This is a genomic window from Leifsonia poae (assembly GCF_027921845.1).
Classification (GTDB): Bacteria; Actinomycetota; Actinomycetes; order Actinomycetales; family Microbacteriaceae; genus Leifsonia; species Leifsonia poae.
This window is the reverse complement of record NZ_BSEN01000015.1, coordinates 929,051-955,118: the sequence shown is the minus strand read 5'-3', so window position 1 is coordinate 955,118 and position 26,068 is coordinate 929,051. Positions and strand designations below refer to the sequence as shown.

Below are 26,068 nucleotides of genomic sequence, written 5' to 3'. Positions count from 1 at the left end.
GCGACGGTATCAGCGACGGAGGACATCCCGGTACGGCGGCAGCGGCTCGCGATTCTGGAAGGTGAGGATGGCCGGATTCACGATCAGGCCGTCCTGGATCTCGATCGCGCGCCGGATGGTCGGGTCGGCCTGCCACGCCTCGGGCCCGCCCATCACGACCTCGAGGAACGGTGTGAGCGCCTCGCCGATCTCCCAGGTCGCCGAGTCCCACAGGTACGAGGGGCTGTGGTCGACGGCGTAGTACTGCACGTGGTCACCGACCTCGAAGATGGGGTCGTCGAAGGTGGTCGACCGTGCCCAGCTGAACCCCATCCCCTCGTCGCACGAGACGTCGACGATCAGACTGCCCGGCGTGAAGGCGGCGAGGTCGGACTCCTGCAGGTAGGTGAGCGGCGCGTTCGGATCCTGGAGCGTGCAGTTCACCACGATGTCGGCCTCGGCCAGGAACGGCGCGAGCGGGACGCGTCCGTGATCGGTGATCACGTGACTGAGGTGGGGCGCGTCGTCGTCGTGGTCGAACTGAACGATCCGGACGGAGTGGATGGGGGAGCCGACGGCCGCGACCTCGCGGTTGGTCAGCACCTGCACGTCGTGGACGCCATGCGCGTTGAGGGCCGTGACCGCTCCGCGCGCCGTGGCCCCGAAGCCGATGACGATCGCGTTCAGCCGCCGCCCGTAGTCGCCGGTGCGGCCGACGAGCCCGAGAGCGTGCACGACCGAGCAGTAGCCGGCGAGCTCGTTGTTCACATGGAACACGTGCAGGGCGAAGTTCCCCTTGCTGGTCCAGTGGTTCATCGCCTCGAACGCGATCAGCGTGAGGTGCTTGTCGATGGCGCGCTGCGTGATCTCGCGGTCCTGAACGCAGTGCGGCCAGCCCCACAGCACCTGGCCGTCGCGCAGGTCGTCGAGGTCGGAGGGCTGCGGCTTGGGCAGCAGCACGACGTCGGCGGAGGCGATGACCTCGGCGCGCGAGGCGATCCGGCCCACCAGCGGACGTAGGTCGTCGTCGTCGACGCCGAACCGCGAGCCGTAGCCGCTCTCGAGCACGATCCGCTCACGCAGTTCGGCCGGGATGCGGTCGAGGCGAGCCGGGTGCAGTGGCAGTCGCCGCTCATCCGGTTTCGCGGAGGTCGCGAGCACGCCGAGCGTGAGCGGGACGGAAAGAATGGAATCGGCCGACATGATGGCTCCCTCGTGGGCGCCGCGGTGGCTCCGTTCTCCCAGACTAAGCCCGCAATTGACTTAGAGTGCGCTCTAAGTCTTATCGTGGCTCGTATGACCGAATCTTCCGAGACGGCGCTCACCGGCACACTGTCGATCTCCGGCGTCGCGGCCCGCACGGGTCTCTCGACGCACACGCTGCGCTACTACGAGCGCGAGGGGCTGATGTTCGCGCCCGTCGATCGCGCATCGTCGACGCACCGGCGCTACACGGAGGCCGACGTGAACTGGGTGATCTTCCTCACCAAGCTGCGGCTGACCTCGATGCCCATCGCCAAGATGCGCGAATACGTCGAGCTCGCCCGCCGCGGTGACGACAGCGTCGCAGACCGGCTCGAACTCCTGCTCATCCACCGGATGAACGTGGTGCGCCAGCTCGAGGAGATGACGGCGAGTCTCGCCGCCATCGACTACAAGATCGGCCTCTATCAAGAAAAGGTAACCGCATGAAGAAGATCACACTGGGAACCGAGAAGCTCGAGGTCGGACGCCTGGGCCTCGGCTGCATGGGCATGTCCGCCTTCTACACGGGCGCGGGCGCTGACGACGCCGGCTCGATCGCGACCATCCACCGTGCCATGGAGCTCGGCGTGACGCTGTTCGACACCGCCGAGATGTACGGCCCGTACCGCAACGAGGAACTGCTCGCCAAGGCCTTCGCCGGGCACCGCGACGAGGTCGTGATCGCGACGAAGTTCGGCACCATCAACCACCGCGTCCCGGAGGAGAACGGCCAGCCGGTCCGCACACTCGACGGCTCGCCCGAGAACGTGCGGCTCTCGGTCGAGGGCTCGCTCCGCCGCCTGAACACCGACTACATCGACCTCTACTACCAGCACCGGATGGACCCGGGAACGCCGATCGAAGACACCGTCGGCGCCCTCTCCGAGCTGATCCAGGAGGGCAAGATCCGTCACTACGGGCTGTCCGAGGCGGCGCCGGCGACCATCCGGCGCGCGAACGCCGTGCATCCGGTGACGGCGATCCAGACCGAGTACTCGCTGTGGACGCGCGATCCGGAGGCCGAGGTGCTTCCGACCGTGCGCGAACTCGGGATCGGCTTCGTGCCGTACTCGCCGCTCGGCCGCGGCTTCCTCACGGGGACCATCCGTTCGCTCGACGAGCTGGCCGATGACGACTTCCGCCGCTTCAACCCGCGCTTCGAGGGGGACAACCTGGAGGCGAACATCCGGATCGTCGAGCAGGTGGACGCCGTGGCGAAGGAACTCGACGCGACGCCAGGACAGGTCGCGCTGGCGTGGCTGCTCGCCCAGGGCGACGACATCGCGCCCATCCCGGGCACGCGACGCGTCGCCAACCTCGAGCAGAATGTGAAGGCCGACGAGCTGGTGCTCTCGGCGGATCAGCTCGAGCGCCTCGCCGAGGTGGCCCCGGCGGTCGGCGACCGCTATGCGGACATGAGTCCGCTCAACAAGTAGCTCCGCACGGCCGGTCTCGTCGGGCTCGGTCTCGGAGGGCTCGGTCTCGTTGAGGGGCGGCTAACGCAGGTTCCACCGGCGTGTTTCGGTGCGTTCGCCGCCCCTCAACGAAAAGAGAGCTAGGCGAAGCGGATGCGCAGGGTGCGCGCTTCGGGTCGTAGCGCGTACTCGGGCCAGACGTCGGGGCCGCAGGCGCGGGAGCCCAGTCCGTGCTGTGCCGCGTCGACGAACAGGTAGGTCGTGTCGCTCGCGGGCAGCTCGAACGGATGCCCGGCCGCCGCAAGCTGCTGCGGGGTGTGCCTGCTCAGCGTGAAGCCGGGGCGGCGCCCCCGCGTGTCCGGCAGGAACGTCAGAGCGAGCACGTCGGCCTCGCCGGCACGGAGCGTGAGACGCCGCACGGCCGATCGGTGCCCCGTCTCCTGCGGGCGCGCGTAGTCCGCCGACAGGTCGTCGACGGTCGACTCGTAACGGCCGACTGCGGCGGCGTGGATGCTGTCGGGGTACGACTCCAGCGGGCCGAGCCCGAACCAGCTCGCTCCGTCGACGGCCGTCGCGTCGTCCGGCAGATCGAACCGCACGCCGATGCGCGGCCACACCGTGTTCCATCCGGCCGACGGCAGGATCTCGACGCGCAACTCGAGCTCGCCGTCGTTCAGCGTCCAGGTCGACTCCACCGACACCGACGCGAGGGCGTTTGCCGCGCTGACACGCTCGACGGTGCGCAGGCTCGTCGCGTCGCCCGACGACGACACCAGTCGCCGGGTGAGCCGGTCGAGGCCCTGCTCGCGCCAGAGGCTCGCGCTGGAGACGCCGACGACGCTGCCGTCGGATCCGGTGGGGTCGCTGTACGCGGCGCCCTCGTCGTTGTCAGTGGGTGCGCGCCAGAGCTCCAGGCGCGGCCCGGACACGGGACGACCGCCGAGCGACACCAGCCGGCCGTTCTCGAACGACGCCGGGCCGAGGGTGAGTGTGCCGGATGCCGGTGCTGCTGCATCCCCCGACCGGAGCGGCACGGTCGGTGCGGCCGGCACCGGGATGCGCGCCGATCGATCGACCTGCGCGCTGGCGACGATGTGCCCGGCGGGAGCCCACGCGACGTCGTCGCGCAGTTCGGCGTCGACGGTCAGCCAGGTCTCCGCGTCGTGTGCGACGGGCACCTCGGGCAGCGGCACCAGCACGGTCGCGCCTGCCTCCAGCTCTGGAACGTCGAGCTCGCCGGTGCGCACCACGGCCCCGTCGTGCTCGACACGCCAGCGGAATCGCAGGTCCGACGCATCCGCCGAGTGCCGCAGGTTGGTGAGTGCCACCGCGTCAACGTCGAACACGAACCGGATGGGCTGCACGACGGCCTTGTACTCGTGCAGGCCGGGCGTCGGCACGTCGTTGCTCAGCACCATCCCGTCCATCACGAAGTTGCCGTCGTGCACGACCTCCCCGAAATCCCCGCCGTACGCGAAGAACTCGGCGCCCTCGGGGGTCGTCGTGCGGATGCCGTGGTCGCGCCACTCCCACACGAAACCGCCGTGAAGGCGCGGATGCTCGTGCACGAGCTGCTCGTACTGGTCGAGCGCGCCCGGCCCGTTCCCCATGGCGTGCGCGTATTCGCACAGGATGAATGGCTTGGTGCGCTGCCGTGCGCCCTGCGCAGGCGTGCAGTTCAGGAGCGGCGCGCGAGAGCCGTCGGTGCCGATCTCGGCCGTCTCGATGACGGTCGGGTACATCCGGGAGTACACGTCGGTGTACTCCCCGGTGTAGTCGCCCTCGTAGTGCACGGGGCGTCCGGTGTCGCGGGCGTGCACCCAGGCCGACATGGCGGCGAGGTTCGCTCCCGTGCCCGACTCGTTGCCGAGCGACCACATCACGATGCTGGGGTGGTTCTTGTCCCGCTCGACGGTGCGCCGGATCCGGTCGAGGTAGGCGTCGCGCCACGCGGGGTCGTCGCTGGGGTTGCCACGCCAGCCGCCCTTCTCGAAACCGTGCGTCTCGAGGTCGCACTCGAGGATCACCCAGAACCCGAGCTCGTCCGCGAGATCGAGCAGGCGCGGATGCGGCGGATAGTGACTGGTGCGGATCGCGTTCACGTTGAACTGCTTCATGCGGGCGAGGTCGGCCCTGGCGTGCTCCTCGTCGAAGACGCGGCCGCGGTCGGGATGCGCCTCGTGCCGGTTCATCCCGTGGAACACGACGCGGTTCCCGTTGACGAGGAAGCGGTCGCCCCGGATCTCCACCGTGCGGAAACCGACGCGCAGCGTGATCGTCTCCGCCGCAGACGAGACGGTCGCCTCGTAGAGCAGGGGACGCTCGGCCGACCACGGCTCGACGGTGTCGACGGCGATCGGCCCGACCTCGTCGGGCGTCTGCCAGGTCCGCTCCACTCCGAGCTCCGGAACGCTCAGCGTGATCGGGAAGGCCGAGGGGTCTGCGGTGAGCTCGGCGTCGAGCGTGCCGGCGCCGTCGCGGTAGCCGGCGCGCAGCCAGACGTCGTCGATGCCGCCCGCGGGGCGCGCGACGAGCGTCACACTGCGGAAGATGCCCGGCAGCCACCACTGGTCCTGGTCTTCGAGGTAGCTGGCCGGTGACCACTGGTGCACTCTCACGGCGACAACGTTCTCGCCCGGCCGCACCGCGTCGGTGACGTCGAATTCGGTGGCCAGCCTGCTGCCGGTCGCGATGCCGATCTCGATGCCGTTCAGCCAGACCTTGTACAGGGACTCCACGCCGTCGAAGCGGAGCAGGATGCGCTCGGCCGCGCTCCAGTCGGCGGGCAGGGTGAAGCGCCGTCGGTAGTCGCCGGTCGGGTTCTCGTCGGGCACGTGCGGCGGGTCGATCGGGAACGGGAACTGCACGTTCGTGTAGATCGGCCGGCCGTACGCTCCGTCGCCTTCCAGCACCCAGTGCGACGGGACCGGGATGGTGTCCCAGTCGCTGTCGTCGAAGCCGTCGTCGGCGAGGTCCTCGTCGGCGGGAGCGACGGGGGAGAGCCGGAACAGCCACGCGCCGTCGAGCGAGAGGGTCGGCGCATCCGAGTGCAACCAGGAGCGGGGCGGCCGCCGCGGGCCACGGCCAGGTGCGGTGTCGGCGAGGTACGGCACGGAGGAGGTGGATGCGATGGTCACGGTGCTCCAGTTCGGTCACGGCGTCGTGCGAGGGTTCGTGGAGTCGACGCTATCCGAAAACCGATCGGATGACCTAATTTAGAGAGATGGACACCGACAGCCCCGCGGGCCGAGCACGCGGACCTTACGCGAAGAGCGCCGAACGGCGGCGCCAGATCGTCGATGAGGCGTACCGGATGTTCTCCACGCGCGGCTACCAGGCCAGCTCGCTCCGCGAGATCGCCGGGGCGGCGGGCATCAGCCTCTCGAACCTGCAGCACCATTTCGCCAGCAAGGAGGAACTGCTGCTCGCGGTGCTGGAGCGGCGCGACGAGACCCCTGCAGCCGAGACGGCCGCCGCCGACACCGCCGAAAACGCCGACGAGAACGCCGCCGTGCCGTTCGACGCGGCCATGGTGGCGCGGGCCGCCGCGAACGAGCGCATCCCCGGGCTGATCGCGCTGTACAGCGTGCTCTCGGCCGAGGGCGTCACAGACGGGCATCCGGGGCGCGAGTTCTTCCTGCGCCGCTACGACTCGTTGCGCGCCGGGTACACGGCGGAATTCGAGGAGGTGCGCAGGCAGGGCCGGCTGCGCAGCGGTGTCGACCCGGCGATGGCAGCGGCCAGCGTCGTCGCGCTGTGGGAGGGCATCCAGCTGCAGTGGCTGTACGCCCCCGACCGCATCCACGCGGCCGACGCGCTGCGCGCCTACCTCGACCTCGTGATCGTGAGCGCAGACGACGAAGGGGCGGATGCCTGAGCATCCGCCCCTTCGAAGGGAACCGCGTGCCGCCTAGGCGACGCCCTTCACGGGCGGGTGGTGGAACGTGTCTCCGAAGACGCGCTCCGACGCCCCGACGCGATCGAGGTACGGGGTGATGCCGCCCATCTGGAATGGGAAGCCGGCGCCGAGGATCATGCAGAGGTCGATGTCCTCCGGTGCCGCGACGACCGTGTCGTCCACGAGCATCCGGTGGATCTCGTCGGCCAGCCCGTCTTCGAGCCGGCGGAGGATCTCCTCCTCCGACCACGGGTTCGTGCCGCCCGCGATGATCTTGGCCGCCTGCTTGTCGACGCCCTTGATCTTGCCCTTCGAGTCCTTCTCGAGCAGGGTGCCGTATTCGGCCAGCTTGTGCAGATTCTCACTGCGGTAGAACCGGTCGGGGAAGGCGGCGTGGTGCGTGTCGAGCACGTGCGCGCCGACCTTGAGCCCGACCAGGTCGAGCAGGGCCGACGGCGGCATCGGCAGGCCGAGCGGCGCGAACGCCTTGTCGACCGTCTCGAACGAGGTGCCGTCGTCGACCGCGTGCATCGCCTCGCCGAGCACCTTGGCCAGCACGCGGTTGACCACGAACCCGGGGGTGTCGGCGGTGATGACCGCGTTCTTCTTGAGGGCAGCCGCCGTCACCATCGCGGTCGACAGGGTCGCCTCGTCGGTGTTCGGGGTGTTGACGACCTCGATGAGGGGCATCACGGCGACCGGCGTGAAGAAGTGGAAGCCGACGAGGCGCTCCGGGTGCTTCAGCTTGGCGCCGATCTGCTCGACCGAGAGGGAGGAGGTGTTGGTCGCGAGCACAGCGTCGTCGGAGATGTACTGCTCGATCTCCTCGAAGACGTCCTGCTTCACGGAGAGCTCCTCGAACACGGCCTCGATGACCCAGTCCGCGTCGGCGAACAGCGACTTGTCGGTCGTGCCCGTGACCAGCGCGCGCAGCCGGTTGCCCTCATCCGGTGAGATGCGCCCCTTCTCCTGCAGCTTGCCGATCTCGTCGTGGATGTAGGCGACGCCCTTGTCGACGTGCGCCTGGTCGAGGTCGGTGATGACGACCGGCACCCGCAGGCGGCGCACGAAGAGCAGTGCGAACTGGCTGGCCATGTAGCCGGCGCCGATCACGCCGACCTTGGTGACCTTCTTGGCTACCTTCCGGTCGGGTGCGCCGGCGGGACGCTTCGCGCGCTTCTGCACAAGGTTGAACGCGTAGATGCTCGCCTGGAACTGGTCACCGGAGATGAGCTCGGCGAGAACGTCGTCCTCGCGGGCGAAGCCCTCCTCCTTGGTGCCGGACTTGGCCGCCTTCAGCAGGTCGAGCGCCGCGTACGGCGACTTCGGAACGGTGCCGATGCGGCTCTCGAGCATCTTGCGGGCGATGCCGATAGCGGCGTCCCACTTGACCATCCGCTCGACCTTGCCCGGCACGTTCGGTCGCTTCACCGTGAGCTCGCCGGTCAGCACCTTGTCGGCCCACGCCAGGGAGTCCTCGAGGAAGTTCGCCGAATCGAAGATCGCGTCGGCGATGCCCAGGTCGAAGACGTCCTGCGGCTTGAGCATCCGGTTCTGCTTGAGCGGGTTCTCGACGATCACCTTGAGGGCGTTCTCGATGCCGATGAGGTTGGGCAGGATGTACGCGCCGCCCCAGCCCGGGATGAGGCCGAGGAAGACCTCGGGCAGGGCGAAGGCTGCGGCCGACCGGTCGATGGTGCGGTAGTCGGCGTTGAGGCCGATCTCCACGCCGCCGCCGAGGGCCAGGCCGTTGGTGAACACGAACGACGGGACGCCGAAGGCGGCCTGCTTGCCGAGCACGTAGTGGCCGAGCTGGGGGAGCAGCTTCGCGACCTCGACGCTCGGGATGTCGCCCACGCGGCTGAGGTCGGCCCCGGCGGCCAGGATGAACGGCTTGCCGGTGACGGCGACCGCATCGATCTCGCCTCGCGATGCCCGCTCGGTCAGCTCGTCGAAGGTTTTGCCGAGCTCGAGCAGCGTCGCCGGTCCCATCGTGTTCGGGCGCGTGTGGTCGCGCCCGTTGTCGAGGGTGACGAGCGCGAGGGTCTTGCCGCTCTTCAGCGGGATGTCCTTCACGAACGAGTGGGTGACGACCTCGTCGCTGGTCAGGTCGACGAGCGGGCTGAAGTCGATGGTGGAGTAGTCGGTCACGTGTCAGGCCTTCCGGGCGCGCTTGTTGTAGTGAGGGTTCTCCCAGATGACGCTGCCGCCCTGGCCGAGGCCGACGCACATCGCGGTGAGGCCGTAGCGCACCTCCGGGTGCTCCTCGAACTGGCGGGCGAGCTGGATCATCAGGCGCACGCCGCTCGCGGCGAGCGGGTGGCCGACGGCGATGGCGCCGCCCCACTTGTTGACGCGGTCGTCCTCGTCGTCGATGCCGAAGTGATCGAGCAGCGAGAGCACCTGGATGGCGAACGCCTCGTTGAGCTCGAACAGGCCGATGTCATCGATGGTCAGGCCCGCCTTGCGCAGCGCCTTCTCTGTGGACGGCACGGGGCCGATGCCCATGATCTCGGGCTCGACGCCCGCGAACGCGAAGCTCACCATGCGCATCTTCGGCTGCAGACCGAACTCCTTGACCGCGTCTCCGGAGGCCAGGAGGCTCGCGGTCGCGCCGTCGGTGAGAGGCGACGAGTTTCCGGCGCTCACGCGGCCGTGCGGACGGAACGGGGTGCGCAGCGTGGCGAGCGACTCCATGTTCGTCTCGGGACGCATGCCTTCGTCCTGCGTGGCGAGGCCCCAGCCGCTCTCGGAGCGGATGGCGACCGGCACGAGGTCGGGCTGGATCTTGCCGGCGGCGTAGGCCGCGGCGGTCTTCTGCTGGCTGCGCATGGCGAAGCGGTCGCTGCGCTCCTTGGTGAGAGCAGGGAACCGGTCGTGGATGCGCTCGGCCGTCATACCCATGTTGAGCGCGTCCTCGCCGACCAGGCGCTCCGAAAGGAAGCGCGGGTTGGGGTCGGCGCCGAAGCCCATCGGGTGGCGTCCCATGTGCTCGACGCCGCCGGCGATCGCCAGGTCGTACGCGCCGAATGCGATACCGGAGCCGAGAGTCGTGACGCTCGTCATGGCGCCGGCGCACATCCGGTCGATGGCAAAGCCGGGCACGGACTTGGGCAGGCCGGCGAGCAGCGCGGCCGTGCGGCCGAGGGTCAGACCCTGGTCGCCCTGCTGGGTCGTCGCGGCGATGGCCACGTCATCGATACGGTCTTTGGGCACGTTCGGGTTGCGCTCGAGCAGCTCGATCATGGCCTTGACCACTAGATCGTCTGCGCGAGTGTTCCAGTACTGCCCTTTTTCGCCGGCTCGCCCGAACGGAGTGCGTACTCCGTCGACGAAGACGACATCAGCTCTATCGGCCACAATGCCTCCCACTTTCAGGTCTGCATCGATCCTAAAGAGGGCCCCGGAGCGGCGAGAATCGTTTGATTCTTTCTACGAATCCGATTCGGCGGTGTCGGCCGCGTTTTGGTGGGCTTCCACAAACGCCTGGGCGATGATCTGTGAGGTTGCCTCAATCTGCCACGGTCGTGCGCCCCAGTCGGCCAGCGCGGAGCCGACGGACTCGGCGGTGATCTCGGCCGGAGGAGCCCACGCGACCCGGCGCAGAGTCTCCGGAGTGAGCAGGTTCTCGACCGGGATCGCGCGCTCCTCCGACAGTGCGGTGACGGCGGCGCGTGCGGCCTTGAGACGGGCATCCGCCGCGGGGTTGCGATCGGCCCAGGCACGCGGGGGCGGGAGGGTGTCGCCGTTGCCGCGCATGACCGGTAGGTCGGTCGTCGTGCGGCCTGCCTCGATGGCGGCCCACCAGCGGTCGATCTCGGTGCGGCTCGCGCGTCCGTTGAACTCGCGCAGGCCCGCGAGGGCGCGCTTGGTCTCCGGCATCGCCTTAGCGGCGGCGGTCAGTGAGGCATCCGGCACGAGGCGCCCGGGAGCGGTGTCGATCTCGCGCGCCAGCTCGTCGCGGCTCAGCCAGAGCTCGCGGGCGACGGCGAGGTTGCGGATGCCGCGCACCGAGTGGATGCCAGACAGCCGACGCCACGGCTCGGCGCGCACGGGCTTGAGGTCGCGCGCGAGTTCGTCGGCGAACTCCTCCTGGGCGATCTCCGTCTTGCCCGCCTCGTCGAGCAGGGCGGCGATCGCGTCGCGGAGGTCGGGCAGGAGCTCGACGTCGAGGGCGGCGTAGACGAGCCACGGCTCCGGCAGCGGTCTGGTCGACCAGTCGGCGGCCGAGTGTTCTTTGGCCAGGTGGATGCCGAGCAGCTCCTCCACCACGGTCCCGAGACCGACGCGGGGCATCCCGAGCAGGCGGGCCGCCAGTTCGGTGTCGAAGATGGTGTGGGGGTCGAGGCCGACCTCGCGCAGGCAGGTGAGGTCCTGGGTCGCGGCGTGCAGCACCCATTCCTCGTCGGCGATGGCGGCGTTCAGCTCGTCGAAGCGGCCGACCGCCGGCGGATCGAACAGGAACGTGCCCGCGCCGCGCCGGAACACCTGGATGAGGTAGGCGCGCTGCGAGTACCGGAAGCCGGAGGCGCGCTCGGCGTCGACGGCGATGGGGCCGTTCCCCGCTGCGATCGCGTCGACCGCGGCTAGATAGTCGTCTCTGGTGGTGATGACGGTGTGTTCAGCCACGCGGATTCCGTCGTGTGGAGAGCAGGCTCACACCCTCGCCTGCAGGCGGGAGTCCGGCGAGCATGCAGAGCAGTTCGCCCCAGCCTTCGACGTGCGCCGTGATGTCGTTCTCCAGCGGCGTCCACGACGCCCTGAGTTCGATCTGCGAGCCGTCGCCCTGCCGGGCGAGCTCACCGAAGCCGGTCGAGATGATCTTGGTCGCCGTGCCGCTCGCCGCGGTGTATTTGGCGTGCCGCGCGTCGAGCGCGTCGACCAGCCACGACCAGGCGACATCGGCGAGGAACGGGTCGAGGCCGATGTCGGTCTCGAGGGGCGCCTGCGCGAAGCAGACGATGCGGAAACGGCCGCCCCAGGCCTCGGGCTCATCGGGGTCGTAGAGCAGGATGAACCGTCCGGTGCCGAGATCGGAGTCGATCCCGTGCCGCGCGGGGCGCACGTCGGCCGCGAGCGCGACGGCCCACGGAGCGAGCTGCCCCGGCGCCGGGATCTCGCTGATCACGAGCTCGGAACGGGACTGCACACCACGGATGGTCTCCAGCGCCGCGGCGAACTCCGGAGGAGTGCTGGGAGTGGAGGATGTCGTCGGCACGATACGAACACTAGAGTCGTTTTCTCGTGCCCGGTGGTAAGGCACGCCGCTGGAGAACTCCTGAGCGCGAACAGAGAGTGGCGCGCTACCCTGCTGCCATGGCGAGGTCGATGATCGCGAAGACGTTGTGGACGGCCGCGGGCGTCGCGGGAGGGCTCGCGCTGGTGGCGGCCGCCGGAGCCGGATTCGTGATGGCGCGCGTCGCCCGCACGGTGATCACTCCGGTGCGCAAGAGGCCACAGAACCAGACGGTCAGGGCCGTCGATCGGGACGCCGGCACCGTCACCCTGCGCAGCACGCCCGATGCCGCTGTGCCGGGCCGATACGGCCTCTGGTTCGACGACGAGACCGGCTACGCCAAGATCGGCGGTGTCATCGAGAAGGTCAACGGCTCGGTGACCCGCACCCTCGAGTCGGTGGCGTTCGGGGAGCTGCGGCCGACGTGGCGCGCCCGGATCACGGGGTACTACTACCTCGAACCGGAGGAGCTCGGCCTGCCGGTGCAGAGCGTGATCATCGACACCGATCTCGGCGAGGCGCCGGCCTGGCTGTTCCCCTCCGCTGACGACGCCGGATCGGACCGCTGGGTGATCCAGGTGCACGGGTGGGGGGCGAGCCGCCAGGAGGGGCTGCGCGCTGTCCGCGCGTTCCACGACCAGGGGTACACGTGCCTGCTCGCGTCGTACCGCAACGACGGGGATGCGCCCGAGAGCGCGGACCGACGGTACGGCCTCGGCGGCACCGAGTGGCGCGACATCGACGCGGCCATCCGGTTCGCGGCCGACAGCGGTGCTCGTTCGATCGTGCTGATGGGGTGGTCGATGGGTGGCGCCGTCGTGCTCCAGACCATCACGCGCACGTCGTCCGTCGACCTGATCCACGGGATCGTGCTCGATTCTCCGGTGATCGACTGGATCGACACGCTCGAATACCAGGCGAAGCTGCTGCGACTGCCCGACCCGATCACCCAGGGCGCGCTCCGCATCATCGAGTCGGCCTGGGGCGGCCCGATCACCGGCCAGGGCGCACCCATCGACCTGGCGAGCATGAACTTCGTGGCGCGTGCGGCCGACCTGAGCCTGCCGACGCTCATCCTGCACAGCGACGACGACGGCTTCGTGCCCTCGACCGCATCCCGCGCGCTCGCGGAGGCCCGCAGTGACATCGTGACCCTGGTGCCGTTCGCCGTCGCGCTGCACACGAAGCTCTGGAACTACGACCAGGAGCGGTGGACGTCGTCGATCGCTGCCTGGCTCGCCGAGAACATCGACTGAGCCGGATCGCTACGCGGCGAGCTTCTCGCGCACCTGCCGCTTGGTGCGGCCGAGCAGCGCCGACATGCCCCGGATGCGCAGGGGCGACACCGCCTGGGTGAGGCCGATCGTCTGCGGGTAGTCGTCGGGCACCGCCAGCACCTCGTCCGCGCTCAGCCCGGCGAGGCCCTGCACCAGGATCGATGCGAAACCCCGTGTGGTCGGCGACTCTCGTGGCGCGGTCGCGTGCAGGTGCACGATGCCCTCCCCGTCCACCTCCACGAAGATGTAGACGGGCGACTGGCATTCCTCGACGCGCTCCAGCAGATCCGGATGGTCGCGGTAGCGCTCGGGCAGCTCGGGCAGCTCCTCGGAGAACTCCAGCAGCAGCTCCAGCCGGTCGGGCTGCTCGAGCGCCAGGAAGTCGTCGCGGATCTCCGCCAGTGCCGGAGCCAAATCAGTCATGATCCGATTTTACGTCGCGGGAACCTCGCCCGGCTCGCTTCCGGTCGCAATGGGAACGCGCACGGCGCTTCCCCACTCGGTCCACGATCCGTCGTAGTTGCGCACGTTCTCGAAGCCCAGCAAGTGGGTGAGCACGAACCAGGTGTGGCTGGAGCGCTCGCCGATGCGGCAGTAGGCGATCACGTCGTCGCCCGGCTTCAGCCCGGCTTCTCCCAGGTAGATGGACTCCAACTCGGCACGACGCTTGAACGTGGCATCCGGAGCGGCGGCGCGCGCCCACGGCACCGAGGCGGCCGACGGGATGTGGCCGGCCCGCAGCGCGCCCTCGGTGGGGTAGCCGGGGATCTCGGTGCGCTCGCCGCTGTACTCCTCGGGTGAGCGCACGTCGATGAGCGGCTTGCCGAGGTGCGCGAGGACGTCGTCCTTGAACGCGCGGATGATCGTGTCATCGCGCTCGGGGACCGGATACTCGACCGGTTCCCGCTCGGGGACGACCTTCGTGATCTCGCGGCCCTCCGCGATCCACTTGTCGCGCCCGCCGTCGAGCAGGCGCACGTCCTCGTGGCCGAACAGGCTGAACACCCAGAGAGCGTAGGCGGCCCACCAGTTGTTCTTGTCACCGTAGAAGACCACCGTGTCGTTACGGCTGATGCCCTTGCGGCTGAGCAGCTCGGCGAAGTGCTCGCCGTCGACGTAGTCGCGCTGCACCGGGTCGTTGAGGTCGGTGTGCCAGTCGATCTTGACCGCTCCGGGGATGTGGCCGGTGTTGTAGAGGAGGACGTCCTCATCCGACTCGACTACGACGAGTCCCGGGTCTCCGAGGTGCTCCTGGAGCCAATCGGTGCTCACCAGCCGCTCGGGGTGGGCGTAGTCGGCGAAATCGGGGGACGGGTCGGCCTCGATGGTCATGCGGATGTACCTCCTGGGAGCGCCTCGTGGGCACGGGTAACAATCATCGGCGTCGGATTAGGCTGGGGAACCTCGACACTCTGTGAACTTACGTTCAAGGCTATCCGGCGTAAACAGGTGCGGTAAGACTTCGACACAAAGGTGCAGCTTTCATGACCATCGAACAGACCGGCGCTGTCGTGCGTCTCGCCGACCGCACGCCCGACATCACGGGGGTGGAGATCGCCGCGTCGCTCGTGCCGCCGTCGCAGTTCGTGCACGCGACCTTCGAGTCGTACCGTCCCGACCACGATTACCCGTCGCAGGCCGAGGCCGTCGGGCTGCTGAAGTCGTTCGCGAAGTCGTGGGAACCGCAGCGCCCGGCCGGGCTCTTCAGCCGCAATCGCAAGAAGGCGGAGACCAAGCCGGGTGTGTACCTCGACGGCGGCTTCGGTGTCGGCAAGACGCACCTCCTGGCTGCGCTCTGGCACGAGGCGCCCGGGCCCAAGTACTTCGGCACCTTCATCGAGTACACCGCTCTCGTCGGCGCGCTCGGCTACGCCGGCGCCGTTAACCTGCTGCGCGGCTCGGCGCTCATCTGCATCGACGAGTTCGAGCTCGACGACCCGGGCGACACGATGATGATGACCAGGATGCTCGGCGAGCTCGTCGCCTCCGGCACCCGCATCGCGGCGACCTCCAACACGCCCCCGAACGCGCTCGGCGAGGGGCGGTTCGCCGCCAGCGACTTCCTGCGCGAGATCCAGGCGCTCTCCGACCGGTTCGAGACCATCCGCATCGACGGACTCGACTACCGGCGCCGCGACACCGAGGGACGCGCGGTGACGGTCGACCAGCAGGTCTACGACCGCATCGTGAGCACACTGTCCGACCGCGGCGAGTCGGTCACCAGTGACGATTTCGACGCGTTGATCGCGCACCTGGCGACGGTCCACCCGTCGAAGTACATCAAGCTGCTCGACGGCGTCGATGTGATCGGGCTCACCGGGGTGCGCATCCTGCACGACCAGATGGCCGCGCTGCGACTTGTCGCGTTCATCGACCGGGTCTACGACGCCGAGATCCCGATCGTGCAGACCGGCGAGGCGCTCAACGGGGTGTTCGACGACGACATGCTCGGTGGCGGCTACCGCAAGAAGTACCTGCGCTCGGTGTCGCGCATGATCGCGCTCACCACGGGCGAGCTGCCCCCGCACGACGAGTAGCCCGATGTCCACGCTTCCCGACGAGGTCACCCTGTCCGATGGTGTCGACGCGGTCGCGCGGCAGAGCGGGTTCGCCGGGGCCGTCTCGATCGTGCGTGGAGGGGAGACCGTCGTCGAGAAGGCGTACGGTCTCGCTGACCGCGCCCGCGGCATCCGGAACACTGCCGGCACCCGGTTCGGGATCGCGAGCGGAGTGAAGGGGCTCACGGCGCTCGCCGTGGTGTCGCTCATCTCCGACAGTGCGCTGGCGTTCGAGACGACCGCACGGTCGGTGCTCGGCGGAGACCTGCCCTTGATCGACGACGCGGTGACCGTCGAGCAGCTGCTGGCGCACCGCTCCGGGATCGGCGACTACTTCGATGAGGAGGCCGAAGGGGAGATCACCGACTACGTGCTGCCCGTGCCGGTGCACGAGCTGGTCGCAACCGAGGACTACCTGCGCGTGCTCGGTGGGCATCCGCAGAAGTTCGCGCCGGGGGAGCGGTTCTCGTACTGCAACGGCGGGTACGTGGTGCTCGCCCTCATCGCTGAGCGTGTCTCCGGGGTGCCGTTCCATGAGCTCGTGCGCACCCGGGTCTGCGAGCCGGCCGGGATGACGGCGACAGGGTTCCCGCGCTCCGACGAACTGCCGGGCGACGCCGCCCTCGGGTACCTGCCGATCGCGGGGCACGACCGCACCAATGTGTTCCACCTGCCGGTCGTCGGAAGCGGCGACGGCGGTGCGTATTCGACGGTCGGCGACGTCGGCCGGTTCTGGTTGGCGCTGCTCGGCGGTCGCATCGTGTCGAGGTCGGCGATCGCCCGGATGCTCGAGCGTGTCAGCGACGCCGGTGACGGCATGGGCTACGGCCTCGGCTTCTGGCTGCGGGACGCCGACGGCGCCGTGCTGCTCGAGGGGTACGACGCGGGCGTCTCCTTCCGAAGCTGGCATCGTGTCGACCGCGACGAGACCGTCACGGTGATCTCGAACAGCTCCGACGGCGCGTGGCCGGTGGCGCGCCGGCTGGCGGAACTCCTCGGCTGAGTCCCTGGCGGCGCCGTGCGTGCGACAGATAGGGTCGGGTCATGCTGCAGAATCGGGTGGTCGGTGGGGCGACCATGGGCGCTCGTGCTGTGCCGGTCGATGAGTCGGCCGAGGCGACGATCCGTCCGCTGAGGCGGGTGCCGGAGTTCGGGCCGTACGGATACCTCAATCTTGCCGTGACCGCGATACTGATCGTCGGCCTGGTCGCTGCGGGCGAAGCCGGGTGGCTCTCGCGCGACGGGGGTGTGCTGGTCGGGACTTTCGCGATCATCCTTGCCATCTCGGCGCTGTCCAGGTGGACCCGCGTCCACGGCTCCGACGCCGACGCCCGTTTCCGTGCGGGGCCGAAGAACCTGGCGTACTGGGCGCAGCGGTCAGGGAATCTCGGGGTCGCCGTGATCGGGGTGGCGGCACTGGTGAGTCACTACGCGGGCCTGCATGTGCTCGCGATCGCCCTGCTCGGTGTGACGCTGGGGGCGCTCGCCGGAGTGGCTCCGACGTTCTTCTCGACGCCGCCGGCGGCGCCGACAGCGGTCGAGCAGCGCTCGGAAACCATCGACGTGCCCGACGACGACGCGATCCGGTCCTGACTCCGGCATAATCCCGGCGGTCTGGCATCGACTTCTCCGCTCGCCGAAACACGATGTTTACATGCATGGCGCATGCGTAACACTCGCGAAACACGAGCATCGCTCGACCGAAACCTCTCCCGACAAAACTGGCGACACCCCGAAGCGCTCCCGAGCAGCATCACCGGGGTCACCGTGTGCATTCACAGAGAGGTAGACCATTCGTATGTTGCTACACACAGCAGCGGACTACGCAGAGGCAGGGACCGTCAACTCCCTGTGGCTGCTCGTCGCCGCAGCGCTTGTCCTGCTCATGACCCCCGGCGTGGCCTTCTTCTACGGCGGCATGGTTCGCGCCAAGAGCGTCATCAGCATGATGATGATGAGCTTCGGCGCCATGGCCCTCGTCGGAGTGCTCTGGGTGGCCTACGGCTACGGCCTCAGCTTCGGACCGGCCTCCATCCCGCACTTCCTCGGAACGCCCGACTGGATGCTCTCGAGCCTGATGGGCAAGGACGGCATCACGCCCGACCTCTCCGGTCTCTCGTTCGCCGGCTTCCAGGCCACGTTCGCGATCATCACCGTCGCCCTGATCTCCGGAGCGATCGCCGACCGCGCCAAGTTCGGCGCGTGGATGGTCTTCGCCGGCGTCTGGGTCACGGTCGTCTACTTCCCGGTGGCCTACTGGGTGTTCAACCTGGCTGACGGCTGGGCTCCCGCCGTCCTCCACGTGAACGACTTCGCCGGTGGTACCGCGGTGCACATCAACGCCGGTGCCGCAGGCCTGGCGCTCGCTCTGGTGCTCGGCAAGCGCGTCGGGTTCCAGAAGGGCATGTCGAAGCCGCACAACGTTCCGCTCACCCTGCTCGGTGCCGCCCTCCTGTGGTTCGGCTGGTTCGGCTTCAACGCCGGCTCGGAGGCCGCGGTCGACGGTGTCGCCGCCATCGCCTGGATCAACACGCTCGCCGCACCGGCCGCCGCGATCATCGGCTGGCTGATCGTCGAGAAGCTCAAGGACGGCAAGGCGACGTCGATCGGTGCGGCGTCCGGCGCGGTCACCGGTCTGGTCGCCATCACCCCGGCCTGTAACATCCTGACCCCCGGCTTCGCGATCCTCCTCGGAATCGTCGCCGGCGCGGTGTGCTGCCTGGCCATCGACCTCAAGTTCAAGCTCGGCTTCGACGACTCGCTCGACGTGGTCGGCATCCACCTCATCGGTGGTCTGATCGGAACCCTCTGGATCGGCATCTTCGGCTTCACCCACGTCTACAACTCCAAGGGCGAGGCGACGGACTCCTTCTCCAGCCTCCTGTACGGCGGCAGCTTCCAGCAGCTGGGCGTGCAGGCCGTCGGAGCCTTCGCGGTGATGATCTACTCGTTCGTGCTGGCCTACGCCATCGGCTGGGTCATCCAGAAGACCATGGGCTTCCGGATCAAGAACGAGGACGAGCTGGCCGGTGTCGACACGGTGGTGCACGGCGAAGAGGGCTACGCCCTCGAGACCGTCTGATCCGACGCAACTCACTCACACAGCAGCAGAGCGGGGTGTCGCCTTCGGGCGGCACCCCGCTCCGTGTGCGGGCTGGCGCTAGGGTGAGAGCCAGTCGGCGTGCGCAGAAGGAGGGCGGATGATCACGTGGCGCTCCCACGCGGTCGCCGTCGCTGCACCGGCGTCGTCGCAACAGGTCGACAGCCTGCTCATGCTCGTGAGCGCCACGCTCGTCATCCTGGTGGTCGCGGGCATCGCGCTCTTCTACGGCGGGATGACCGGTCGCGATGGAGCGGCGCAGGCGTTCAGGGCCGCACTCTCGGGGGCGGCCGTCGTGGTCGTGCTGGCCGTGCTCGGCGGTTTCGGGCTGATGCTCGGCCCGGCGCTCGTTCCGACGGTCGTCGGGCAGCCGGACTGGGCCCTCATGCGACTGCTCGGCGATGCCGGCCTCGGCGCGGGCGGTTTCGCGACGATCGACCCGTACCCGCTCGCCCATGCGGGCTACCTGATCGCTCTCTGCGTGGTCGCGGTCGCGATCCTCGGTGCCGCCGTCGCGTCGCGCGTCACGCTGCGCGCCTGGGTCGTCTTCGTCGCGTTGTGGTCGGTGCTCGTGCTGTTCCCCGCCTGCTACGCGGTGTTCGCCCTGTCGAACGGCTGGGCCGTGGCCGGGATGCACGTGATCGACTTCGGGGGCGCCATCCCGGTGAGCCTCGCCGCCGGGAGCGGAGCGGCCGGGGTGATCCTCGCGTGCGGGCGGGCCGGCCATCCGGTGGCAGGTCCCCACAGCCTCCCGTTGGTGGCCGCGGGCGGCGCGCTCATCTGGTTCGGCTGGTTCGGGCTGACGATGGGATCGGAGGGCGCCGTCGACTCCTTCTCTCCCTTGATCTGGATGAACACCCTCATCGCCTCGGCGGGAGGCGCCCTGACCTGGATCGTCGTCGACCGTGTGATGCTCCGCCGTCCGACCGTCACCAGTGCACTGTGCGGCGCCGTCTCCGGGCTGGTGGCGATCACTCCGGCATCCGGCGTCATCACCACGGGGTGGTCGCTGCTCCTCGGCGTGCTCGCGGCGCTCGCCTGCGCCTCGATGGTCGACGTGGCGGCGCGAGCCCGGTTCGGCGTTCCGATGACCATCTGCGTGATCCACATCGTCGCGAGCCTGGTCGGGCTGCTGTTCATCGGCCTGTTCGCCAGCGGCGGCGGGATGATCGACAGCGGCAACTTCGACCTGTTCGTGTCGCAGGCCGTCGCCGCCCTATCCGTCGCCGCGGCATCGGTTCTGATCTCGGGACTGATCGCGGTGCTTCTGCGTGTGACGATCGGACTCACGCGCGTCCGGTATCGTGCCCACCGTGGCATCCCCGATGAGACTCCTGCGCACTCTGGCGAACCTCTTCCGGTCGAACCCGGACCCGAAGCCGAGCTCGAAACCGGCGTCGACGACGACGGGGACCCGGGCGCAGCTCGCGGGGGACGAGCCGGGACGCAGCGGGCGGGACGCGACCGCTGAGGTCGACCCGCACCGCATCGGTCCGGTGCGCACGGCCTATGCGCCGTCCACCGATGGCGACGCGGACCCGGGGGAGATCGTCTGGACCTGGGTGCCGTACGAGGAGGCCGACGGCCGTGGCAAGGACCGTCCGGTGCTGGTGGTGGCGAGCGAGCGATCGGGCACCGTGCTCGCGGTGCAGCTGACCAGCCAGGCGCATCCGGGCCGCCCTGAATACGTGCCGATCGGCAGCGGACCGTGGGACAGCCAGGGGCGCCCGAGCTATGTGAACCTGCAGCGGGTCTTCCGCGTGCACCAGGGAGGGATGCGCCGCGAGGCGGCCGCGCTCGAGCGCGCGCGCTTCGACGTCGTGCGGGCAGCGCTCGCGGGCCGCTACGGCTGGAGCTGACGACCGGCGTCGACCGTGGTCAGTCGCGGGCGGATCTGAGGCGTGCTCCCGTCACCGCGGCGAGCACGGCGAAGACAACGGCGATCAGCGCGAGCGCGGCGACGACGAGCCACTCGGCCGTGCCGCTGCCCTCATCGGGATCGAGACCGGTCAGCCGCTCGATCCACTGCGGCTGGATGAGCGTCACGATCGCGACGATCGCCGCGATCAGCGCGATGACTCCTTCGACGGACATCCGGATGGTGAGTCGGCGGCGCATCTCACTCGCCTCCGAACGGGACGGCGGGACCGGCGGAGAACGCGTCGCCGGGGTCAGAGGCATCTACGCCCGGTCGATCTCCGGCCCCCGGCGCTGCCGGGACGTCGCCCGTCGCCCCGGCTGCGCCAGGACCCGTCGGTGCTGCTCCCGCCGACTTCGCGCCGACGGCCGCCGCACGGGCGAGGACTTCTGCGGGTGCGGAGTCGGCTGCAGCCGATCCGTGATCACCCGACGTCACCTCGACGGCATCGGGTGCGCCGTCGTCGATCGTGATGCTGACGTGCATGATGGTGCGCTCCTTCAGTTCAGAACGGCATAACGGCCCTCGAAGGTGAGAGGCGTCGTGGTGAGGTTGCGTGCAACGATCCAGTAGGTGCACTGATCGGTCGCGCCCCGCTCGACCTGGATGGTCCAGTCGACCTGGGGCGCACCCGGCTTCGGTGTGGTGGGCATCAGGTACCAGACGACATGCCACGCCGGAGGCCAGCCCCACGTGTACCAGCTGCCCGAGGCACCGGCGGCGAGGGTGCCGGTGAATTGAACGTTCGTCCACATGATCTGTTCTCCCTCTCAGTACAAGCTCAAGATCTCGAAGCGGCCCTCGAACGTGACGGGCGCGTTGCTGAGGTTCCGCACGGTGATCCAGTAGGTGGCGAACTCGGAGCTCGCGCGCTCCACCTGGGTCGAGTAGGACAGCTGCGGGCCGCCGGGCGTGATGACCGTCGGCATCGCCGTCCAGATGACGTGCCAGGCGGCGGGCCAATTGAACGTGAACCAGCGGCCTGATGCGTGTGGGGCGAGCGTTCCCGTCCACTGCACTCCGCAGGTCGGCGAGGTCGGCCAGCCGTCGACCGGGATCTCCCAGACGCCGCGATTGCGGGTCGCTGCGCGCAGCACCCGCGCGTGCGGATGGAATATCAGGTCACCGATGTAGGCGTTGGGGAGGCTGGAGGCGAAGGGGCTCCACGTCGCTCCGGCGTCCTGACTCTGGTAGACGCCGAGGTCGGCGGCGACCCAGACGCGTGACGGATTCGCCGGATCCACCGCGATCGCATTGATCCCGAGGTTGGGGAGTCCGGCGGAGCAGTCGGTCCACGTCGTGCCGCCGTCCGACGATCGGAAGACACGCCCGCCGCCGCGACTGGAGCTCGTCGCCCACAGCCGCCCCGAGCCTCCCGGCACCGCCCGGATGTCGCTCACCCAGGCTCCGGCACGCGGAGTGGTGAGGCTCGAGAACGCGCCCCAGGCTCCGCCACTGAACCGGGTGACCAGCAGGCCGCCGCCGGTGAGGCCGACGACGACGGTGTCCGGATCCGGAACATGCATCGCGCTCGCGGTGCCGCCGGCCGGATAGCCGACCCTGGTCCAGGTCGTCCCGTTGTCGCGCGACACGTAGAGTGCGTCGCCGCCGAGCGCGACCGTGTCGCCACCCGACTCGCTCGCCTCGAACGGCACGTAGAAGAGTCCCGAACTCTCGCCGGCGGGCCGGGCCGGCGTGATGTTCGACCAGCTCGCCCAGGCTCCCTTGGTCGTCGACCGTTCGGCCGAGCCGTTCTGGAACGTGTGGAAGACGATGTCGGAGTTCGTGCGATTGCTCGCACAGTCGCCGCCGTCGCCGTCTTGCACGTGCTCCCAGGTCGCCGAGCCGGTGTACCGGTTGGTGCCGTTGTCCTGGGTTCCTCCGATGAGCCAGCGCGGCGACCCGATGTCGTGCGCCAGGTATTCGTACTCGCTGATCGCCAGACCGTTGTTGCGGTGGCGCCAGGTGACGCCCCGGTCATCCGAGCGGAAGACACCGCCGTCGCTGCCTGCGTAGAGCGTGGCGGCGGAGCGCGGGGAGAAGGCGATCGAGTGCTGGTCGGGGTGAATGGAGTCGCCGGCCGGCTTGCTGGAGATGTTCTCCCACGCGAACGTCGACCCGGTCAGGTCGCCTCGGTGCAGATGGATCTCACCGCAGTAGACCTCGGTCGCCGAGTCCGGTGACGCCGCGACGTACCAGTCGTACCAGCCCTGACCGCCGCTCGACCCGGGCGGCGCAGGGAACTGCGTCCACCGCACGGCGCGCGGCGAGCGGGCGCGCCGCCAGAGGTAGGCCGCCGAGGGCGACGCGTTGTCGGCCGCCCAGACATACGCGACCGTCGGGGAGGAGGGCGCGATCGAGACGGCGACGCGCTGGTAGCTCGCCGGTGCGCCGGGCAGCGTGATCGGATTCCACGTCGCGCCGCTGTCGGTACTCGAGAACGCGCCGTCCGCACATCCTGCGAGCAGTTCGCCGCCGGTCGGCGACACCGAGATCGACCAGGTGCGCTGAAAGCGGCTCTGCGTCCAGGTCACACCGCTGTCGGTCGAGATGTACAGTCCGCCCGTGGTCCCGGCGAAGAGCCTGGTGGGTGTCGACGGGTCGACGACGAGGCTGTGGAACCCCTGGCCGACGAACGGGTTGGTCGCGAGTGGCGTCCAGTTCGTTCCGCCATCGGTCGAGCGAAGCACGCCGTTCCCGAGCCACGACCACCAGTCGCCCTCGCCGGTGCCGCAATAGACCAGAGACGGGTTCGAGGGGTCGAACGCAAGAGCCCCGACGGTCGTTGTGGCCGCGTAGTCGGTGCGGGGCGCCCAGCTGTCGCCGCCGTTCGAGGTCTCCCAGACGCCGCCGTTCGCGGCTCCGACGAGCACGTGATCGGGGCGCGCCGGATCGACGGCGAGTGCGGACGCGCGTCCGCTGACGTTGATCCTGCTCGCGCCGTAGGTCTGGCCGTTGGTGATGGTCGCCGGTCCGAGCGGGCGCCATTGCGGGCCGGTCCTGGTGGGGGGCCCGAGCAGGAGCGCCGCAGCGGCCGAGTCCTCGGCATACGCGCGCGCGGCTTCGGCTGCTGTCGCGCCGGGTTCCGCGGCCTCGGGGGCGGGGGTCCTGGCGCGCCCTCGGCCTCGCGTGCTGCGCGGTGCCGGCGCGGCGTTCAGCTCGGGAGCGAGAGCGAGAACGGCGGGCGCGCGCTCGCTGACGGCATCCGCGACGGTCTGCCGCGCGACATCGTCGAGCCCCGCCTTGGCCAGCGTCTCGATCAGCCGCAGCAGTGCTTTGCCGCCGGGTGGTCGGGGTGGTTTCGCTGCGGTCGTCGTTGCGGCCGCGGTCGTCGTGCCTTCTGGTCCGTGCACGTACGCTCACCTCCTGGAGAAGCGTCCGGCAGCGCCGGTCACATGCTCAGCTCGAACTCCCGGGAGGGTTCGCGGAGTGCGTGCCCGTGGCACGCGGGTCGACCGGCGTGGTGCCGGTCGCGCGGTCGGCTTCGTGACCGTTCGATTCCTCACCCGACGTAGCCTCATCGTCAGCAGGAACGTCTGCGTGCGCAGCGATGAACTGCTGAAGGCGCTGTTCCGCCCGATCGCTGCTGTCGTCTGCTGGTTCGCCCGGTCGACGGGTCACTGTTGCCCGTCCTTCCGGTCGGTCTCAACCCCTCATGGTCCCACCGCTGCAGCTGGGGCCGCAAGAGCGGTGTGCTGTGCGGAGAACGACGTGTCGGACTTCCCTCACGAACAGGGTGGCGCGGCCGGTGAGATGGGGGGAACCCCGCGTTCCGGTCGACCTACCGGCGGACATAGAGTCGCGCTTGGGTCACAGCAGCTGCCGCAGCCGAGAGCATCCACGCGCGTAGCCCGTGCAGACAGGAGGAATGCGACCATGAGTCTCATCGATGAGGCGCTGAACGCCAATGCGACGATCGCCGGTGGTTACGATCCCGGCCCGGGCGGACCTCCCTCTCCCAAGATCGCGATCGTCACCTGCGCGGATCCGCGCCTGTCCGGCATCGTGCGCCTACTGGGGCTGGCCGACGCCGATGTCGACATGATCAGGAATGTGGGCACGGTCATCGACGACGACTCGATCCGCTCCCTCGTGATCTCGACCAGAGTGCTCGGCACCCGCGAGATCATGATCATCAATCACGACGACTGCGGCATGCTCCGGTTCACGGACGACGAACTGGAGGATCGGCTCCGGAACGAGACGGGGGTGTCTCCGATCGCGCCGGCGAAGTTCTACAGCTTCACCGACACGGAACAGAACACGTTGGAGCAGATGCAGAAGGCCCGCTCGCATCCGTGGATCGCGGCGGATGTGGCGGTCAGAGGATTCATCTTCCATCTGGACACCGGCCGGGTGAGCGAGGTGCTCCCGGCGGCACTGCCGGCCGCCGGCTAGGCCGACGCGGGAGGCCGGAGACGGTTCGACATGCCGAGTCGGGCGATGCTGGATGTGATGGAGGCGTTGAGAGAGCGCCAGCGGGCGAGTGCAAACGAGCCGGCCGAATCGCTCACGGAGACACGCGCGGGCTTCGAGCCGGCCGGATCCGCGCATCCGGTGCCCGACGATGTCGTGGTCACCGCTGTGGACGCCGCGGGCGTGGTGGCGCATTGGCTGGACGCGCCAGGGGTCGACGGCAGACGCGCGCTCCTCTTTCTGCACGGCGGCGGCTATCAGTTCGGGTCGCTGCGCAGCGACGGCGAGCTGGCGGCGCGCCTGGGCAGGGCGGCCCGGATGCGGGTGCTGTTCCCCGAGTACCGGCTCGCGCCCGAGCATCCGTTTCCTGCGGCCATCGACGACGTGCTGGCCGTGTGGCGCTGGCTTCGCCGGCGAACTGCGGCGCGATCGCTCGCGGTGGCCGGTGACTCCGCCGGTGGCGGGCTGGCGGTTGCGCTGCTCGTGGCCACCCGGGACGCCGGCGAGGACTTGCCGGCCGCCGGCGTGCTGCTGTCGCCGACCGTGGATCTGACGAGCTCGGGTGCATCGATGACAGACCGCGTCGACGAGGATCCGATATCGACCCCGCAACTGCTCAGCCGGCTGGCGTCCGACTACCTGGCGGGGGCCGACCCTCGGAATCCGCTGGCGTCGCCCCTGTTCGCGTCCCTCGCCGGCCTCCCGCCGCTGCTGGTGCAGGTGGGGACGGCCGACCTCCTCTTCAGCGACGCGGAACGCTTGGCGCGCGCGGCGACGGACGCGGGCGGCGACGTACGCTTCGAGGTCGGTGACGGACTACCGCACGTGTACCAGCTGATGCTCGGCACCCCGGAGGCGGCAGAGGCGACGGAGCGGATCGGGGTGTTCCTGCGCGAGCGCGTCGTGTGAGTCGCCGTGCTGCGGCCGCCAGCAGCCCTGGTGGCGTGCGCTTCTCCCGCTACGTCTTGTCGCCCCGCGCAGTGCCCGTTTCTGCTTGGCGCAGCGGGGCACGACCGTAGCCGCGCC

General features: G+C 69.3%; 24 protein-coding genes. 12 read left to right on the top strand and 12 right to left on the bottom strand.

Annotated features, from left to right (window positions below; translation table 11 throughout):
- Positions 1 to 9: 9 nt before the first annotated feature.
- Positions 10 to 1,182, bottom strand: coding sequence for a N(5)-(carboxyethyl)ornithine synthase (locus tag PKE84_RS19360; RefSeq protein WP_271178873.1), 1,173 nt, complete (start codon positions 1,180 to 1,182; stop codon positions 10 to 12).
- Positions 1,183 to 1,275: 93 nt separating this feature from the next.
- On the opposite strand from PKE84_RS19360, the gene PKE84_RS19355 reads away from it, so the two are divergent.
- Together PKE84_RS19355 and PKE84_RS19350 are read left to right on the top strand one after the other, a co-directional pair.
- On the top strand, positions 1,276 to 1,671 hold the full coding sequence (locus tag PKE84_RS19355) for a MerR family transcriptional regulator (RefSeq protein ID WP_271178872.1): 396 nt from the start codon (positions 1,276 to 1,278) through the stop codon (positions 1,669 to 1,671).
- Positions 1,668 to 2,660, top strand: coding sequence for an aldo/keto reductase (locus PKE84_RS19350; RefSeq protein WP_271178871.1), 993 nt, complete (start codon positions 1,668 to 1,670; stop codon positions 2,658 to 2,660). Before PKE84_RS19355 ends, PKE84_RS19350 begins: the two co-directional genes overlap by 4 nt.
- Before the next feature lie 119 nt (positions 2,661 to 2,779).
- On the opposite strand, the gene PKE84_RS19345 is transcribed toward PKE84_RS19350, so the two are convergent.
- Positions 2,780 to 5,770, bottom strand: coding sequence for a glycoside hydrolase family 2 TIM barrel-domain containing protein (locus PKE84_RS19345; RefSeq protein ID WP_373877171.1), 2,991 nt, complete (start codon positions 5,768 to 5,770; stop codon positions 2,780 to 2,782).
- Between the two features lie 92 nt (positions 5,771 to 5,862).
- Here PKE84_RS19345 and PKE84_RS19340 point away from each other — a divergent pair, with 92 nt between their 5' ends.
- A complete protein-coding gene (locus PKE84_RS19340) occupies positions 5,863 to 6,516 on the top strand; it encodes a TetR/AcrR family transcriptional regulator (RefSeq protein WP_271178869.1) in 654 nt (217 codons plus the stop codon).
- Positions 6,517 to 6,549: 33 nt separating this feature from the next.
- On the opposite strand, the gene PKE84_RS19335 is transcribed toward PKE84_RS19340, so the two are convergent.
- The 4 genes from PKE84_RS19335 to PKE84_RS19320 form a co-directional block, all read right to left on the bottom strand.
- On the bottom strand, positions 6,550 to 8,688 hold the full coding sequence (locus tag PKE84_RS19335; protein WP_271178868.1) for a 3-hydroxyacyl-CoA dehydrogenase NAD-binding domain-containing protein: 2,139 nt from the start codon (positions 8,686 to 8,688) through the stop codon (positions 6,550 to 6,552).
- Between the two features lie 3 nt (positions 8,689 to 8,691).
- On the bottom strand, positions 8,692 to 9,897 hold the full coding sequence (locus PKE84_RS19330; RefSeq protein WP_271178867.1) for a thiolase family protein: 1,206 nt from the start codon (positions 9,895 to 9,897) through the stop codon (positions 8,692 to 8,694).
- 72 nt (positions 9,898 to 9,969) lie between these two features.
- The gene (locus PKE84_RS19325; RefSeq protein WP_271178866.1) at positions 9,970 to 11,166 is read right to left on the bottom strand and encodes an HRDC domain-containing protein; all 1,197 of its coding nucleotides are present in this window, start codon (positions 11,164 to 11,166) and stop codon (positions 9,970 to 9,972) included.
- Complete coding sequence (locus PKE84_RS19320; protein WP_271178865.1) at positions 11,159 to 11,755, bottom strand: DUF3000 domain-containing protein; 597 nt, start codon at positions 11,753 to 11,755, stop codon at positions 11,159 to 11,161. The genes PKE84_RS19325 and PKE84_RS19320 overlap by 8 nt, the downstream gene beginning before the upstream one ends.
- Before the next feature lie 98 nt (positions 11,756 to 11,853).
- On the opposite strand from PKE84_RS19320, the gene PKE84_RS19315 reads away from it, so the two are divergent.
- Positions 11,854 to 13,029: an alpha/beta hydrolase family protein gene (locus tag PKE84_RS19315; RefSeq protein WP_271178864.1), complete on the top strand. Its 1,176-nt coding sequence runs from the start codon at positions 11,854 to 11,856 to the stop codon at positions 13,027 to 13,029.
- A gap of 9 nt (positions 13,030 to 13,038) precedes the next feature.
- Here PKE84_RS19315 and PKE84_RS19310 read toward each other — a convergent pair whose 3' ends face one another.
- On the bottom strand, positions 13,039 to 13,473 hold the full coding sequence (locus tag PKE84_RS19310) for a SufE family protein (RefSeq protein WP_271178863.1): 435 nt from the start codon (positions 13,471 to 13,473) through the stop codon (positions 13,039 to 13,041).
- Between the two features lie 9 nt (positions 13,474 to 13,482).
- Positions 13,483 to 14,382 carry a sulfurtransferase gene (locus PKE84_RS19305; RefSeq protein ID WP_271178862.1) on the bottom strand — a complete coding sequence of 300 codons (900 nt, stop codon included), beginning with the start codon at positions 14,380 to 14,382 and terminating at the stop codon, positions 13,483 to 13,485.
- Positions 14,383 to 14,534: 152 nt separating this feature from the next.
- Between PKE84_RS19305 and zapE the strand changes: the two genes are divergently transcribed.
- The 6 genes from zapE to PKE84_RS19275 all read left to right on the top strand — a co-directional run bounded on the left by zapE (position 14,535) and on the right by PKE84_RS19275 (position 20,567).
- Entirely contained in the window at positions 14,535 to 15,587 is a 1,053-nt protein-coding gene (zapE, locus tag PKE84_RS19300) for a cell division protein ZapE (RefSeq protein ID WP_271178861.1), read from the top strand.
- A gap of 4 nt (positions 15,588 to 15,591) precedes the next feature.
- Positions 15,592 to 16,611 carry a serine hydrolase domain-containing protein gene (locus PKE84_RS19295; protein ID WP_271178860.1) on the top strand — a complete coding sequence of 340 codons (1,020 nt, stop codon included), beginning with the start codon at positions 15,592 to 15,594 and terminating at the stop codon, positions 16,609 to 16,611.
- Positions 16,612 to 16,652: 41 nt separating this feature from the next.
- Complete coding sequence (locus PKE84_RS19290) at positions 16,653 to 17,201, top strand: hypothetical protein (RefSeq protein ID WP_271178859.1); 549 nt, start codon at positions 16,653 to 16,655, stop codon at positions 17,199 to 17,201.
- Positions 17,202 to 17,406: 205 nt separating this feature from the next.
- A complete protein-coding gene (locus tag PKE84_RS19285) occupies positions 17,407 to 18,690 on the top strand; it encodes an ammonium transporter (protein ID WP_271178858.1) in 1,284 nt (427 codons plus the stop codon).
- A gap of 118 nt (positions 18,691 to 18,808) precedes the next feature.
- A complete protein-coding gene (locus tag PKE84_RS19280) occupies positions 18,809 to 20,179 on the top strand; it encodes an ammonium transporter (RefSeq protein ID WP_271178857.1) in 1,371 nt (456 codons plus the stop codon).
- 25 nt (positions 20,180 to 20,204) lie between these two features.
- Positions 20,205 to 20,567 carry a type II toxin-antitoxin system PemK/MazF family toxin gene (locus tag PKE84_RS19275; protein ID WP_271178856.1) on the top strand — a complete coding sequence of 121 codons (363 nt, stop codon included), beginning with the start codon at positions 20,205 to 20,207 and terminating at the stop codon, positions 20,565 to 20,567.
- Between the two features lie 19 nt (positions 20,568 to 20,586).
- On the opposite strand, the gene PKE84_RS19270 is transcribed toward PKE84_RS19275, so the two are convergent.
- From PKE84_RS19270 to PKE84_RS19255, 4 genes are read right to left on the bottom strand one after another with little or no spacing between them, the layout of a single operon-like run.
- On the bottom strand, positions 20,587 to 20,826 hold the full coding sequence (locus tag PKE84_RS19270; protein WP_271178855.1) for a hypothetical protein: 240 nt from the start codon (positions 20,824 to 20,826) through the stop codon (positions 20,587 to 20,589).
- A 1-nt stretch (position 20,827) separates the two neighbouring features.
- A complete protein-coding gene (locus tag PKE84_RS19265; RefSeq protein ID WP_271178854.1) occupies positions 20,828 to 21,112 on the bottom strand; it encodes a hypothetical protein in 285 nt (94 codons plus the stop codon).
- Positions 21,113 to 21,126: 14 nt separating this feature from the next.
- Positions 21,127 to 21,381, bottom strand: coding sequence for a hypothetical protein (locus PKE84_RS19260; RefSeq protein ID WP_271178853.1), 255 nt, complete (start codon positions 21,379 to 21,381; stop codon positions 21,127 to 21,129).
- Between the two features lie 15 nt (positions 21,382 to 21,396).
- Positions 21,397 to 23,979 carry a WD40/YVTN/BNR-like repeat-containing protein gene (locus PKE84_RS19255; RefSeq protein WP_271178852.1) on the bottom strand — a complete coding sequence of 861 codons (2,583 nt, stop codon included), beginning with the start codon at positions 23,977 to 23,979 and terminating at the stop codon, positions 21,397 to 21,399.
- A gap of 523 nt (positions 23,980 to 24,502) precedes the next feature.
- Between PKE84_RS19255 and PKE84_RS19250 the strand changes: the two genes are divergently transcribed.
- Positions 24,503 to 25,024 (top strand): beta-class carbonic anhydrase, encoded by a 522-nt coding sequence (locus PKE84_RS19250; RefSeq protein WP_271178851.1) that lies wholly within the window; start codon positions 24,503 to 24,505, stop codon positions 25,022 to 25,024.
- A 30-nt stretch (positions 25,025 to 25,054) separates the two neighbouring features.
- Positions 25,055 to 25,951, top strand: a complete 897-nt coding sequence (locus PKE84_RS19245; protein WP_271178850.1) for an alpha/beta hydrolase — start codon at positions 25,055 to 25,057, stop codon at positions 25,949 to 25,951.
- Positions 25,952 to 26,068 lie beyond the last annotated feature (117 nt).

What these genes read in the sequence shown, in the direction of transcription:
- PKE84_RS19305 (WP_271178862.1), bottom strand. Translation starts at nt 14,382, where the DNA reads ATGACCATCGAGGCCGACCCGTCCCCCGATTTCGCCGACTACGCCCAC.
- PKE84_RS19285 (WP_271178858.1), top strand. Translation starts at nt 17,407, where the DNA reads ATGTTGCTACACACAGCAGCGGACTACGCAGAGGCAGGGACCGTCAAC.
- PKE84_RS19340 (WP_271178869.1), top strand. Translation starts at nt 5,863, where the DNA reads ATGGACACCGACAGCCCCGCGGGCCGAGCACGCGGACCTTACGCGAAG.
- PKE84_RS19350 (WP_271178871.1), top strand. Translation starts at nt 1,668, where the DNA reads ATGAAGAAGATCACACTGGGAACCGAGAAGCTCGAGGTCGGACGCCTG.
- PKE84_RS19310 (WP_271178863.1), bottom strand. Translation starts at nt 13,473, where the DNA reads ATGACTGATTTGGCTCCGGCACTGGCGGAGATCCGCGACGACTTCCTG.
- PKE84_RS19270 (WP_271178855.1), bottom strand. Translation starts at nt 20,826, where the DNA reads ATGCGCCGCCGACTCACCATCCGGATGTCCGTCGAAGGAGTCATCGCG.
- PKE84_RS19265 (WP_271178854.1), bottom strand. Translation starts at nt 21,112, where the DNA reads ATGCACGTCAGCATCACGATCGACGACGGCGCACCCGATGCCGTCGAG.
- PKE84_RS19360 (WP_271178873.1), bottom strand. Translation starts at nt 1,182, where the DNA reads ATGTCGGCCGATTCCATTCTTTCCGTCCCGCTCACGCTCGGCGTGCTC.
- PKE84_RS19355 (WP_271178872.1), top strand. Translation starts at nt 1,276, where the DNA reads ATGACCGAATCTTCCGAGACGGCGCTCACCGGCACACTGTCGATCTCC.
- PKE84_RS19290 (WP_271178859.1), top strand. Translation starts at nt 16,653, where the DNA reads ATGCTGCAGAATCGGGTGGTCGGTGGGGCGACCATGGGCGCTCGTGCT.
- PKE84_RS19245 (WP_271178850.1), top strand. Translation starts at nt 25,055, where the DNA reads ATGCCGAGTCGGGCGATGCTGGATGTGATGGAGGCGTTGAGAGAGCGC.
- PKE84_RS19260 (WP_271178853.1), bottom strand. Translation starts at nt 21,381, where the DNA reads ATGTGGACGAACGTTCAATTCACCGGCACCCTCGCCGCCGGTGCCTCG.
- PKE84_RS19250 (WP_271178851.1), top strand. Translation starts at nt 24,503, where the DNA reads ATGAGTCTCATCGATGAGGCGCTGAACGCCAATGCGACGATCGCCGGT.
- PKE84_RS19295 (WP_271178860.1), top strand. Translation starts at nt 15,592, where the DNA reads ATGTCCACGCTTCCCGACGAGGTCACCCTGTCCGATGGTGTCGACGCG.
- PKE84_RS19280 (WP_271178857.1), top strand. Translation starts at nt 18,809, where the DNA reads ATGATCACGTGGCGCTCCCACGCGGTCGCCGTCGCTGCACCGGCGTCG.
- PKE84_RS19315 (WP_271178864.1), top strand. Translation starts at nt 11,854, where the DNA reads ATGGCGAGGTCGATGATCGCGAAGACGTTGTGGACGGCCGCGGGCGTC.
- zapE (WP_271178861.1), top strand. Translation starts at nt 14,535, where the DNA reads ATGACCATCGAACAGACCGGCGCTGTCGTGCGTCTCGCCGACCGCACG.